This is a genomic window from Microbacterium sp. 05N427, from assembly GCF_056397105.1.
Genome location: NZ_JBFTMT010000012.1, coordinates 58,507 through 70,918 on the forward strand (window position 1 = coordinate 58,507; position 12,412 = coordinate 70,918).

The window sequence follows — 12,412 nt, forward strand, 5'->3', positions numbered from 1 at the left end:
GTGCCACGACGCCGATGCGCGGAACGCCGCCGTCGGCGCCGACACATGGGCTCGGACACATATGGGCCTCATAGGCGACGCAGACCGGACGCACGAGTTCGCCGGTGAGGCTGGATCCATGACACGCGTACTGAACCGAAGCATCCCGTTCTGGATCCTCCTGGCCGCCTCGATCGCCCTCATCGTCGCAGGCCTTCTCACCGTCCTCGATCATCTGGGCACCATGACCGCCACCCTCAAGGACGGCAGCGCGACAGGGCTCGAGGTGTACGGAGGACAGTCCTGGATCGTGCTCGGAGCAGCCCTGCTCGGCGTGGGAGCACTCGGCGTGCTGCTCTCACTCGCTCTGGCGGTCGTCTCGTCGCTGCTCGGCGCCGCCACGGCGAATCCCGTCGCGATCGCTCCGCTCGCCTTCGACGACCTCGAGCATGACGTCGATCCGGAGGGAGCGCTCGACGCGCCCGCCGCACCGCACGAGATCGAGCAGGAGCAGCAGGACCGGACCGAGGTCGAGGACGCGTCAGTCGAGGAGACTCAGAACGGAAGCAGCGGGTCGACCGCGACGGCCACGAAGATCAACGTCAAGTAGGTGATGGAGGCGTGGAAGACGCGCATCGGCTTGGCCGATGCGCCCTTCACCGCCTGCGTGTACAGCCGGTGCGACTCGTACACGAACCAGCCGCCGAAGACCAGCGCGGAGACCGAGTAGACCAGCCCCATGCCCGCGACGGGGATGAGCAGCAGCGAGCACGCCAGGGTCGCCCACGCGTACAGGATGACCTGCAGACCGACCTGGGACGCGGACCGCGTGACGCCGAGCATCGGCACGTCGACGTCGTCGTAGTCGTCCCTGTACTTCATCGACAGCGGCCAGTAGTGCGCGGGGGTCCAGAGGAAGACCAGCACGAACAGCACGAAGGCCGGCCAGTCCAGCGAACCGGTGACGGCCGCCCAGCCGATCAGCACGGGGAAGCACCCTGCGATGCCGCCCCAGATGATGTTCTGCTCGGTGCGGCGCTTCAGGATGAGCGTGTAGATCACGACGTAGAAGAAGATCGCGGCAGCGGAGAGAGCGGCGGCGACCCAGTTGGTGGTCAGCCACAGCCAGGCGGTCGAGAGCACTGCGAGCACCCAGGAGAAGATCAGCGCGCCGCGCGGCGAGACCTCGCCGGTCACGAGCGGACGCTTCTCGGTGCGGTGCATGTGCGCATCGATGTCGCGGTCGATGTACATGTTGAACGACGCCGCGGACCCGGCGCTCATGGAGCCACCGATCACGGTCGCGGCGACGAGCCAGAGATTCGGCAGACCGTGCTGCGCGAGGAACATCACAGGCACGGTAGAGACGAGCAGGAGCTCGAGCACACGCGGCTTGGTCAGCTCGATGTAGGCCTTGACGGTCCGCTTCAGAGAGCGCTCGGCGGCGACGGACTCGATGGTGGTCGCGATGCTGACCGCCTCCTTCATGCGCACACGGGAACGCCTTCATCCTACGCCACGGCGGAGTCCGGCCCGTCCTCTCCGGACCCGTCGAACAGCACGGCGGACGGCCGGGTGCAACATAGGGTCCCGACCGGCCACGCAGCCATGCGACCGCACTATGCTGAAATCACTCGCGCGCCCGTCAACGTGCCACGCCCTCCGTGAAGTCGCGGTGGGCGCGCAGACTGCCGGGCGCACTCACTGTCTTGGAAAGGGCTCTGGAGTGTCGGAACTGCTGTGGGATGAGATCGATCGACGCGCGGTGGACACCGCCCGGGTTCTGGCGGCGGATGCCGTCCAGAAGGTCGGCAACGGCCATCCCGGAACCGCCATGAGCCTGGCCCCGGTGGCCTATCTGCTCTACCAGCGCGTCATGCGCCACGACCCGGCGGACACTCACTGGATCGGCCGCGACCGGTTCGTCCTCTCCGTGGGGCACTCCTCCCTCACCCAGTACATCCAGCTGTACCTCGGCGGGTTCGGCCTCGAGCTGACCGACCTCGAGGCGCTTCGCACCTGGGGCTCGCTCACCCCGGGCCACCCGGAGTACGGGCACACCAAGGGCGTCGAGATCACGACCGGACCGCTCGGCCAGGGCCTCGCCTCCGCCGTCGGTTTCGCCTACGCGTCCCGCTACGAGCGCGGGCTCTTCGACCCGGACGCCGCGGCGGGCACGAGCCCCTTCGACCACTACGTCTACGTGATCGCCGGCGACGGCGACCTGCAGGAGGGCGTGACGAGCGAGGCCTCCTCGCTCGCCGGTCACCAGCAGCTCGGCAACCTGATCGCGATCTACGACTCGAACCGCATCTCGATCGAGGGCGACACGAACGTGGCCTTCACCGAAGAGGTGCGCGCGCGCTACGAGTCCTACGGCTGGCAGGTGCAGCACGTGGACTGGGTGCGCACCGGCACCTACGTCGAGGACGTGAAGGAACTGTTCGACGCGATCGAGCAGGCGAAGGCCGAGACCTCCAAGCCGTCCCTGATCATCCTGAACACGATCATCGGATGGCCGGCGCCCGGCAAGAAGGGCACGGAGTCGGTGCACGGCAACGCGCTCGGCGCGGACGAGGTCGCCGCCACCAAGGTCGTGCTGGGCTTCGACCCGGAGAAGTCCTTCGTCGTCGAGGACGCCGTGATCGAGCACACGCGCGAACTCGGCGCACGTGCCGTCGAGGAGCGCGCCGCCTGGCAGCAGGACTTCGACGCCTGGGCCGCGGCCAACCCCGAGCGCAAGGCCCTCCTCGAGCGCCTCGAGGCGCATGAGCTCCCTGAGGGGATCGAAGACGTGCTGCCCGTGTTCGAGGCCGGAACGGAGCTGGCGACCCGCGCCGCCTCCGGCAAGGTCATCAACGCGCTCGCCCCCGAGCTCCCCGAGCTGTGGGGTGGATCCGCCGACCTGGCCGGATCCAACAACACCACGATCGCGGGCGCGAAATCCTTCATCCCGGCGACCTGGTCCACGCACGACTGGGACGGCAGCCCGTACGGCCGCGTGCTGCACTTCGGCATCCGCGAGCACGCGATGGGCTCGATCCTCAACGGCATCGTCCTGCACGGCCCGACCCGGCCGTTCGGCGGTACGTTCCTGATCTTCAGCGACTACATGCGGCCCGCGGTGCGCCTGGCCGCCCTCATGAACGTGCCGAGCATCTTCGTGTGGACGCACGACTCCGTCGCCCTCGGCGAAGACGGTCCCACGCACCAGCCGATCGAGCAGCTCGCCACGCTGCGCGCGATCCCCAACCTCGCCGTGGTCCGCCCCGCGGACGGCAACGAGACCGCCGCCGCATGGCTGGAGATCCTGCGCCGTCATGGCGGCCCCACCGGAATCGCGCTGACCCGTCAGAACGTGCCGAACTTCGCACGCGGCGCCGGCGATGCCTCGGGCGACACGTTCGCCGCCGCATCGAACACGGTCAAGGGCGCCTATGTCCTGGCCGAGGCTCCCAGCGGCACGCCCGACGTGATCCTCATCGCCACCGGCTCCGAGGTGCAGCTCGCGGTCGCCGCTCGCGAGACGCTGGCTTCCGAGGGCGTCAACGCCCGCGTGGTGTCGGCTCCGTCGCTCGAGTGGTTCGCCGAGCAGGACGAGACCTACCGCGAGTCGGTGCTGCCGTCCGGCGTCAGGGCGCGCGTTTCGGTCGAGGCGGGATCGACCCTGACCTGGCACGGCATCGTGGGCTCGACCGGACGCTCGGTCGGCATCGACCACTTCGGTGCGTCCGCCGACTACAAGACGCTGTTCCAGAAGTTCGGCATCACCGCAGAGGCCGTCGTCGCCGCGGCCCACGAGACCATCGCCGCGAACGCGGCTGCATAAGCACGGATCCGAGGAGAACGCATGACCACCCCCACCGCCGCACTCGCCGCCGCCGGAGTCTCCATCTGGCTGGACGATCTGTCCCGCACCAGGATCACCTCCGGCAATCTCGCCGAGCTCATCGCCACCCGCAACGTCGTCGGCGTGACCACGAACCCGACGATCTTCGCGAACGCGATCACCAACCCCGATGACACCTCCTACGACGGCCAGGTCGCGCACCTCGCCGCGTCGGGCGCGAGCGCCGAGGAGGCCATCTTCGAGGCGACCACTCAGGACGTGCGCGATGCGCTCGATGTCTTCCGCCCGGTGTGGGAGCAGACCGGGCACGTCGACGGCCGGGTCTCGATCGAGGTCTCCCCCGACCTCGCCCACGACACCGATGGCACGACCGCGCAGGCCAAGGAGCTGTGGGCCAAGGTCGACCGCCCCAACCTGCTCGTCAAGATCCCCGCGACCAAGGCGGGCCTTCCGGCGATCACGGCAGCGATCGCGGAGGGGATCAGCATCAACGTCACGCTGATCTTCAGCCTCGAGCGCTACGCCGAGGTCATCGACGCCTACCTCACAGGGCTCGAGCAGGCCAAGGCGGCCGGGCACGACCTCTCCACGATCCACTCGGTCGCCTCGTTCTTCGTGTCGCGCGTCGACACCGAGACCGACAAGCGCCTCTCGGCGATCGGCACCGATGAGGCCGTCGCGCTCAAGAGCAAGGCAGGACTCGCGAACGCGCGCCTTGCCTACGAGCTCTACGAGCAGACCTTCGCGGGAGACCGCGCCGCCGCCCTGCTCGCCGCGGGCGCCAACCGCCAGCGCCCGCTCTGGGCATCCACCGGCGTCAAGGACCCGGCACTTCCCGACACCCTGTACGTGACCGAGCTGGTCGCGGCGAATGTCGTCAACACGATGCCGGAGAAGACGCTCGAGGCGACCTTCGACCACGGCGTCGTCACCGGCGACACGGTCACCGGCGCGTATGAAGAGTCTCGCGAGGTGTTCGCGGGACTTGCGGCCGTCGGCGTCGACTTCGCCGACGTGACCCAGGTGCTGGAGGATGAGGGCGTCGAGAAGTTCATCGACTCCTGGCACAGCCTGCTCAGCCAGGTCCGCGAAGGACTGGAAGCCCAGCGGTGAGTTTCGAGATCCACACCTCCGGGGCGCCGAAAGCGGCGATCGACGAGGTCGTCCCTCGGCTGGTCGGCGAACTGATCGCGTCCCGGATCACGGGCGGCGACCCGACCGTGTGGGGCGAGGCCGCCGAGGCCGAGGCGAGCATCCGCCTGGGCTGGGTGGACGCCGTCTCCGTGTCGCGTCCGCTCGTGCCCGAGATCGTCGCCCTGCGCGATGAGCTCGCCGGCAAGGGCGTCACGCGCGTGGTGCTGGCGGGGATGGGCGGCTCCTCCCTCGCCCCCGAGGTCATCTCGCAGACCGCGGGCATCGACGTGACGATCCTCGACTCGACCTCTCCCGGTCAGGTGCTCGCGGCCATCGACGCCGGCCTCGCCGACGCCGTGCTCGTGGTGTCCTCCAAGTCCGGATCCACGGTCGAGACGGATTCGCAGCGTCGCACCTTCGAGGCCGCGTTCCGCGATGTCGGGATCGACCCCGTCGAGCGCATCGTCGTCGTCACCGACCCCGGCTCGCCCCTCGACGAATCCGCGCGCGCCGCCGGCTACCGGGTGTTCAACGCCGACCCGAACGTCGGCGGCCGGTACTCCGCGCTGACCGCCTTCGGACTGGTGCCCTCAGGTCTGGCCGGCGTCGACATCTCCGAACTCCTCGACGAGGCGGAGGCAACGCTGCTGCAGGTCGCAATCGACTCCGCCGAGAACCCGGCGCTGCTGCTGGGGGCGGCGATCGCCGCGAGCACCCAGACTCCGGGCGGTCCGCGGCGCGACAAGCTGGGGCTGATCACCGACGGCACCCACATCGTGGGTCTGCCCGACTGGATCGAGCAGCTCGTCGCGGAGTCCACCGGCAAGGAGGGCACCGGGATCCTTCCCGTCGTGCTGCTCCCCGTCTCCCCCGAGGTGGAGGACCAGCCCGCAGATCTGCAGCTGGTGCGCCTCGTCGACGAGGCCGATGAGTTCCACCTGCGTGAGCGCCACCCCGGCGAGATCCTCGTGAGCGGAACGCTCGGCGCGCAGTTCATCGTGTGGGAGCACGCCACCGCAGTCGCGGGGTACCTGCTCGGGATCAACCCGTTCGATCAGCCGGACGTCGAGTCGGCCAAGATCGCCGCCCGCGGCCTGCTGGATGCACGCCCGGAGGCTGCGCCGGCCGCCTTCGTGCAGGACGGGGTCGAAGTCCGCGCCTCCGATGCCTCCCTGCTCGCATCCGGCACGATCGCCGGCGTCCTGGACGCCCTGTGGCAGACCCTGCCGGCGGACGGTTACGTCTCCATCCAGGCGTACGTGGATCGTCTCGAGACGCCGCAGCTCCAGGGACTCCGCGAACTCGTCGCCGCCGATGCGGGACGACCCACGACCTTCGGCTGGGGACCGCGGTTCCTGCACTCGACGGGCCAGTACCATAAGGGCGGTCCCGCGCAGGGCGTATTCCTGCAGATCCTGGAGCGCACGGACGTGGATCTGGAGATCCCCGATCGCCCGTTCACGTTCGGCGAGCTCATCGACGCACAGGCCGCCGGCGATGCTGGTGTACTCGCCGCGCACGGCCGCCCCGTCGTGACGCTCACCATCACCGAACCCCAGGACGATGTGCTGGACCTCTTCGAGGCCGCACAGTAGGCGCCCCAGAGAGCACTCAGGAGAATCCCCCACCGATGACTGTTCCCGTCTCCCGCGACAGCAACCCGCTCCGCGATCCCGACGACCGCCGACTGAACCGGATCGCGGGGCCCAGCGCCCTCGTGATCTTCGGCGTGACCGGCGACCTGTCGCGCAAGAAGCTGATGCCCGCCGTCTACGACCTCGCCAACCGCGGTCTGCTGCCTCCGGGGTTCGCCCTGGTCGGCTTCGCCCGCCGCGACTGGGAGGACCAGGACTTCGCTCAGGTCGTCTACGACGCCGTCAAACAGCACGCACGCACCCCGTTCCGCGAAGAGACCTGGGCGCAGTTGCTGCAGGGCATCCGCTTCGTCTCCGGCGAGTTCGGCGACCCTGACGCGTTCCGGCGCCTGCGCGAGACCGTCGAGAAGCTCGACGTCGAGCGCGGCACCATGGGCAACCACGCCTACTATCTGTCGATCCCGCCGAACCAGTTCCCGCTCGTCGCGCAGCAGCTGCGCGACTCGGGGCTGGTCGAGGCCCATGAGGACGCGGACCATTGGCGTCGCGTGGTGATCGAGAAGCCGTTCGGTCACGACCTGGCGTCGGCGCGGGCGCTCAACGACGCGCTCGAGGGCACGTTCCCGGCCGACTCGATCTTCCGCATCGATCACTACCTCGGCAAGGAGACGGTCCAGAACATCCTCGCGCTGCGCTTCGCGAACGAGCTGTACGAGCCGATCTGGAACCGCAACTACGTCGACCACGTGCAGATCACGATGGCCGAGGACATCGGAGTCGGAGGGCGTGCCGGCTATTACGACGGCATCGGCGCTGCCCGCGACGTCATCCAGAACCACCTGCTGCAGCTTCTCGCCCTCACCGCGATGGAGGAGCCGATCAGCCTCTCCGCCGAGCACCTGCGGGCGGAGAAGGAGAAGGTTCTGGCCGCGGTCTCCCTGCCCCACGACCTCTCCGTCGCCACCGCCCGCGGGCAGTACGCCGGCGGCTGGCAGGGCGGCGAGCAGGTCACGGGGTTCCTGGACGAGGACGGAATGGATCCGGAGTCGACCACGGAGACCTACGCGGCCGTGAAGCTGGAGATCAACACGCGACGCTGGGCCGACGTGCCGTTCTACCTGCGCACCGGTAAGCGCTTGGGCCGCCGCGTCACCGAGATCGCGGTCGTCTTCAAGCGCGCTCCGGAGCACCTGTTCGGCAGTGGGCAGACGTCGGAGCTCGGGCAGAACGCACTGGTCATCCGCGTCCAGCCCGATGAGGGCGTCACGCTCCGGTTCGGCTCGAAGGTGCCGGGTAGCGGCAGCAACGTGCGCGACGTGACGATGGACTTCGGCTACGGGCACGCCTTCACCGAGGCCAGCCCCGAGGCGTACGAGCGGCTCATCCTGGACGTCCTGCTCGGCGATCCGCCACTCTTCCCACGCCATGAGGAGGTCGAGCTCAGCTGGAAGATCCTCGACCCGGTGGAGCAGTACTGGGCCGCGGAAGGCGGCCCCGTGGAGCAGTACGCTCCCGGATCCTGGGGACCGGCCTCCGCCGATGCCCTGCTCGCCCGCGACGGACGTGTCTGGAGGCGCCCGTGATCATCGATCTGCCCGACACCACAACCAGCCAGGTCGCGAAGAGCCTGGTCAAGGCCCGCGAGGAGGGCGGCGTGGTCGCCCTCGGCCGCGTGCTCACGCTCGTGATCGCCGCGACCGACGATGTCGCCGAGTCGGCCATCGACGCCGCGAACGACGCGTCTCGGGAGCACCCGATGCGCGTGATCGTGCTGACCACGAGCGAGGGCGAGTCACGCCTCGACGCGCAGATCCGTGTGGGCGGCGACGCCGGCGCGAGCGAGGTCGTGGTGCTGCACGCCCACGGCGACGCCGCGAGCAACGAGGAGAGCCTCGTCACCGGACTGCTCCTGCCCGACGCCCCCGTGGTCGTGTGGTGGCCGCGCGAGGCGCCGGAGGCGCCCGCCGCATCGCCGCTGGGTCGCATCGCGCAGCGCCGTATCACCGATGCCGCGACCGCGCGGGACGTCCGTGCGCAGCTCGAAGTGCTCGGCCAGACGCACGTGCCCGGGGACACCGACCTGGCCTGGACCAGGCTCACGCATTGGCGCGAGCAGCTCGCCGCCGTGCTCGACCAGCCCCCGTACGACGAGGTCACCGCCGTCGAGGTGCGCGGATCCGCCGCATCGCCGTCCACCGCGTTGCTGGCCGGATGGCTGCGGCTCGCCCTCGATGTGCCGGTGCGCTGGGCGTACGAGAGCCCGCACGTGTGGCAGGAGGGCATCAAGTCGGTGCGCCTGACCCGCGCGAACGGCGACATCCTGCTGGAGCGCCCCGTGCCCGGCTCGGCCGTGCTGACGCAGCCCGGCCAACCGGACCACGAGCTGCACCTGCCGCGGCGGACGCTGCGCGAGTGCCTCGCCGAGGAACTGCGCCGACTCGATCCCGACGTGCTGTACGGCCGGGTGATCACCGAGGGCTGGGAGCTGCTCGAGGCGCCGGAGCCGGTGGCCTGACATGGCTGCCGACTCCCCCGTCAAGCGCGTCGTCATCGGCGAGGATCCGGCGTCCCTCGCCGACCTCGTCGCCGACCGCTTCCTCGTCCGGGTGCAGGCGCGGATCAGGGACGGGCGACTCGCCCATGTCGCCCTCACCGGCGGCAGCATGGGATCCGCTGTGCTGCGCGCCGTCGCCGAGGACGCCCGCGCGACCGACGTGGACTGGTCGCTCGTACATTTCTGGTGGGGCGACGAGCGCTTCGTACCGGCGGACGACCCTGATCGCAACGCCGGGCAGGCGCGTGAGGCGCTGCTGGACCGGATTCCGGTCCCGGCGGAGAACGTGCACGAGATGGCGGCGAGCGACGCGGGGTTGAGCCTGGACGAGGGGGCCGCCGCCTACGCTGCGGAGCTCGCGCGCTTCGGCGACGCCGGACGCGCCTGGCCCTCCTTCGTCGTGTGCTTCCTCGGCGTCGGCCCGGACGGACACATCGCGTCGCTGTTCCCCGATCGCCGGGAGATCACCGTGACCGATGCCGCCGTGCTGCCGGTGCGCGACTCCCCCAAGCCGCCGCCGGAGCGGATCACGCTGACCCGGCCGGTCATCAACGCCTCGAAGCGGGTGTGGCTCGTGCTCACCGGTACGGACAAGGCTTCGGCGCTCGGGCTCGCGCTGGCCGGGGCGAACTACGAGAACGTGCCGGCCGCGGGCGCCAAGGGGCGCAAGCGCACAGTGTTCTTCGTCGACGAGGCGGCCGCCTCCGAGGTCGCGCCCGACCTCATCGACGTCGACTACTGAGCGAGATCGGGGCTCGACGGGCCCGGATCCGGTCACGGCTCAGACGCCTGCGGATCCGTTTCCGCGCTCGCCTGCGTCGCCGCCGTCGCGAGGCGGATCCTCGCGTCGAATCGGTGCGACGTTGGACGGCCACTCCGGAAGGTCCCCGGGCGGAACACTCTGCGACACGGATCCGCCCTGAGGCGTCTCCGACACCGATGGTGCGGGATCCGCATGCGCGGCGGACGGCGTCGCGCCGCCGGAGCTGCCCCGTGCGATCGGCAGCTCCTGACTCTCGCTGACGACCTGCGGGTGGTGACGGGCGAGCGTCACCACGCCCCAGCCCGCGATCGCTCCAGAGATCCCGAATGCGACGAACACCCAGACCGGGGCGGCGGCGCCCTCCTCGAGGACGAGCAGGCCGATCAGCACTGCGACCATCGGGTCGATCACCGTGAGGCCCGCGATCACCAGGTCCGGGGGGCCGGAGCCGTACGCGGTCTGCACGAAGTAGGCTCCCGCCGCGCCCGCGGCGATCAGCGCGATGACGCACACGGCCGTGAGCCAGTCGAACTGGCCCGCCTGGATCCGGTTGATGACCGCCTTGGCGAGGGTGGCCACGAATCCGTACAGGATTCCGGCGCCGGTTACGTAGAAGAGCGCGCGCATGCGATGGCGCAGGATCAGCCAGCAGGTGCCGAGCAGGATGATCACGACCAGCAGGATCGTGAGGATCGTGAACAGCTGGATCTCCGTGATCGCGCGCTCCACCGCGAACAGCGCCGCGAACAGGACGAAGATGAAGATGCCGCCCACGCAGGCGAAGATCGACACGAGCGAACGCTTGGTGGGCGTGATTCCGGTCACCCGAGCGTTCAGCAGAGTCGTGATGACGAGCGCGATCGCGCCCAGCGGCTGCACCACGATCAACGGAGCCTTGGTGAGCGCCGCGAGCTGGCAGACGATGGCGAGGGTCAGCATGAGCGTGCCGGCGATCCAGGAGGGACGGGTGAGCAGTCCGCGCACCTGCACCCAGCTGAGGCCGGTGGCCGCGTCGGAACCGCTGAGTCGCTCCACCTTCTCCACGCCGCGGTGCTGGTACTGCGCACCGAGCGACATGAAGACCGCGCCGGCCAGAGCGAGAGGAATGCCCATGAGCAAGCCGGGGTTCTGGAAGACCCCGGCGAGATGCTCGCCGACGTCTGCGGCCCCTGTGGTCCGCGTCAGGTTCTCAAGCACCCTTCGAGCCTACCTGCCACCCGGCGCCGACTAGGGTTGACGCGTGGCTGTGCTTCCGATTCGCATCATGGGTGACCCTGTCCTGCATTCCCCCGCCGACCCGGTCGGCGAGATCACCGATGAGATCCGCACCCTCGTCGCAGACATGCACGAGACCATGGATGTCGCCCCGGGTGTCGGACTCGCCGCACCTCAGGTGGGCGTCGGCCTGCGGATCTACGTCTACTCGTATGTGGACGACGACGAGAAGCCCTGGCGGGGCGAGATCATCAACCCTGTGCTGTGGATGGCGCCCCTCGAGCCCGGCTCCCCCGATCCCGACCTCGAGTCGGAGGGCTGCCTCTCCTTCCCCGGCGAACGGTTCCCGCTGCGACGTTCCGAGCGCGTGCTCGTGACGGGCGTCGATCTGAACGGCGACGACGTGCGCATCGAGGTCGACGGCTGGCGCGCCCGCATCATGCAGCACGAGTTCGATCACCTCGACGGCATCCTCTACGTCGACCGCCTCGATGACGGCGACTGGAAGACCGTGCAGAAGATCGCCCGCAAGCGCGGCTGGGGCCGCCCCGGCGCCAGCTGGCTGCCGGGCGTGGACGATCTCGAAGGCTGAGACCGAAAGTTCGACTCGGACCAGAAATCCCCCTGGACAGACCGACTTTCTTGCAGGTTTGAGATTTCCTCTCCCGCACCGGTACGTTCGTAGCTGTCCCGTGTTCTGCGTGGATTCATAGCTTCTAGAGGGGGAATTCCCATGAACGACCGCGCCCTACTCCGTCGCGTCGCCGTCGTCGGCTCCGCGCTGGTGCTCGCCGCCGGGCTCAGCGGCTGCAGCATTCTCAACAGCGTGCTCGGCAACGGTGGCGGCGATGCGCCGCGCGACGACAAGTCCCAGGTCACGGCGAGCTCGAACATCGGCATCTTCAATCTCAAGCTCGGCGACTGCAAGATGAGCGACACGGGCACGACGATCAGCGAGACCGACGTGGTGCCCTGCGACAAGCCGCACGACGAAGAGGTCTTCTACGAGTTCAAGCTGGAAGGCACCGAGTACGACTCGGCCGCGATCGACGCCGAGGTCGAGAAGTGCGCCGGCGAGGCGTTCACGACGTTCATCGGCGTGGCCTACGACTCCTCGTCCCTCGACGTCTCCTACATGACGCCGACGAAGGACACCTGGGACTCGATGAACGACCGCCTCGTGCAGTGCATCGTGAGCGACCCCGCCGGCCAGACCACCGGCTCCCTCAAGGGCGCCGCGCGCTGATTCCTGCAGATCCTGCATCCTCGGAGGGGCTCGCCACGGCGAGCCCCTCCGTCGCCTGCGCGCATGCACCGGGCGA

Annotated in this window: 11 protein-coding genes; 9 read left to right on the top strand and 2 right to left on the bottom strand. The window is 69.3% G+C overall.

The window, feature by feature from the left end:
• The first annotated feature begins 118 nt into the window (after nucleotides 1–118).
• Nucleotides 119–589, top strand: a complete 471-nt coding sequence (locus AC1DG4_RS13425) for a dinucleotide-utilizing enzyme (RefSeq protein ID WP_477379210.1) — start codon at nucleotides 119–121, stop codon at nucleotides 587–589.
• On the opposite strand, the gene AC1DG4_RS13430 is transcribed toward AC1DG4_RS13425, so the two are convergent.
• Nucleotides 535–1,467: a heme o synthase gene (locus AC1DG4_RS13430; protein ID WP_477379349.1), complete on the bottom strand. Its 933-nt coding sequence runs from the start codon at nucleotides 1,465–1,467 to the stop codon at nucleotides 535–537. The genes AC1DG4_RS13425 and AC1DG4_RS13430 overlap by 55 nt on opposite strands.
• 238 nt (nucleotides 1,468–1,705) lie before the next feature.
• Between AC1DG4_RS13430 and tkt the strand changes: the two genes are divergently transcribed.
• The 6 genes from tkt to pgl are packed head-to-tail and all read left to right on the top strand — an operon-like array spanning nucleotide 1,706 to nucleotide 9,854.
• Nucleotides 1,706–3,808 (top strand): transketolase, encoded by a 2,103-nt coding sequence (tkt, locus tag AC1DG4_RS13435; RefSeq protein WP_477379208.1) that lies wholly within the window; start codon nucleotides 1,706–1,708, stop codon nucleotides 3,806–3,808.
• Between the two features lie 21 nt (nucleotides 3,809–3,829).
• Nucleotides 3,830–4,942, top strand: a complete 1,113-nt coding sequence (gene tal / locus AC1DG4_RS13440; protein WP_477379206.1) for a transaldolase — start codon at nucleotides 3,830–3,832, stop codon at nucleotides 4,940–4,942.
• Nucleotides 4,939–6,558 carry a glucose-6-phosphate isomerase gene (locus tag AC1DG4_RS13445; protein WP_477379204.1) on the top strand — a complete coding sequence of 540 codons (1,620 nt, stop codon included), beginning with the start codon at nucleotides 4,939–4,941 and terminating at the stop codon, nucleotides 6,556–6,558. The genes tal and AC1DG4_RS13445 overlap by 4 nt, the downstream gene beginning before the upstream one ends.
• A 35-nt stretch (nucleotides 6,559–6,593) precedes the next feature.
• Complete coding sequence (gene zwf, locus AC1DG4_RS13450; RefSeq protein WP_477379202.1) at nucleotides 6,594–8,141, top strand: glucose-6-phosphate dehydrogenase; 1,548 nt, start codon at nucleotides 6,594–6,596, stop codon at nucleotides 8,139–8,141.
• A complete protein-coding gene (locus tag AC1DG4_RS13455) occupies nucleotides 8,138–9,073 on the top strand; it encodes a glucose-6-phosphate dehydrogenase assembly protein OpcA (RefSeq protein ID WP_477379200.1) in 936 nt (311 codons plus the stop codon). The genes zwf and AC1DG4_RS13455 overlap by 4 nt, the downstream gene beginning before the upstream one ends.
• A gap of 1 nt (nucleotide 9,074) precedes the next feature.
• Nucleotides 9,075–9,854 carry a 6-phosphogluconolactonase gene (pgl, locus tag AC1DG4_RS13460; RefSeq protein ID WP_477379198.1) on the top strand — a complete coding sequence of 260 codons (780 nt, stop codon included), beginning with the start codon at nucleotides 9,075–9,077 and terminating at the stop codon, nucleotides 9,852–9,854.
• A gap of 39 nt (nucleotides 9,855–9,893) precedes the next feature.
• Here pgl and AC1DG4_RS13465 read toward each other — a convergent pair whose 3' ends face one another.
• On the bottom strand, nucleotides 9,894–10,988 hold the full coding sequence (locus AC1DG4_RS13465; protein WP_477379347.1) for a DMT family transporter: 1,095 nt from the start codon (nucleotides 10,986–10,988) through the stop codon (nucleotides 9,894–9,896).
• A gap of 127 nt (nucleotides 10,989–11,115) precedes the next feature.
• On the opposite strand from AC1DG4_RS13465, the gene def reads away from it, so the two are divergent.
• Nucleotides 11,116–11,682, top strand: a complete 567-nt coding sequence (gene def / locus AC1DG4_RS13470; protein WP_477379196.1) for a peptide deformylase — start codon at nucleotides 11,116–11,118, stop codon at nucleotides 11,680–11,682.
• Between the two features lie 141 nt (nucleotides 11,683–11,823).
• Nucleotides 11,824–12,336 (top strand): septum formation family protein, encoded by a 513-nt coding sequence (locus AC1DG4_RS13475; RefSeq protein ID WP_477379194.1) that lies wholly within the window; start codon nucleotides 11,824–11,826, stop codon nucleotides 12,334–12,336.
• The last annotated feature ends 76 nt before the right edge of the window (nucleotides 12,337–12,412 follow it).

Bases quoted from the DNA above. Each gene is read 5' to 3' on its own strand.
- zwf (WP_477379202.1), top strand. From the start codon at position 6,594: ATGACTGTTCCCGTCTCCCGCGACAGCAACCCGCTCCGCGATCCCGAC.
- tal (WP_477379206.1), top strand. From the start codon at position 3,830: ATGACCACCCCCACCGCCGCACTCGCCGCCGCCGGAGTCTCCATCTGG.
- AC1DG4_RS13425 (WP_477379210.1), top strand. From the start codon at position 119: ATGACACGCGTACTGAACCGAAGCATCCCGTTCTGGATCCTCCTGGCC.
- AC1DG4_RS13430 (WP_477379349.1), bottom strand. From the start codon at position 1,467: ATGAAGGAGGCGGTCAGCATCGCGACCACCATCGAGTCCGTCGCCGCC.
- pgl (WP_477379198.1), top strand. From the start codon at position 9,075: ATGGCTGCCGACTCCCCCGTCAAGCGCGTCGTCATCGGCGAGGATCCG.
- AC1DG4_RS13475 (WP_477379194.1), top strand. From the start codon at position 11,824: ATGAACGACCGCGCCCTACTCCGTCGCGTCGCCGTCGTCGGCTCCGCG.
- AC1DG4_RS13465 (WP_477379347.1), bottom strand. From the start codon at position 10,988: ATGGGCATTCCTCTCGCTCTGGCCGGCGCGGTCTTCATGTCGCTCGGT.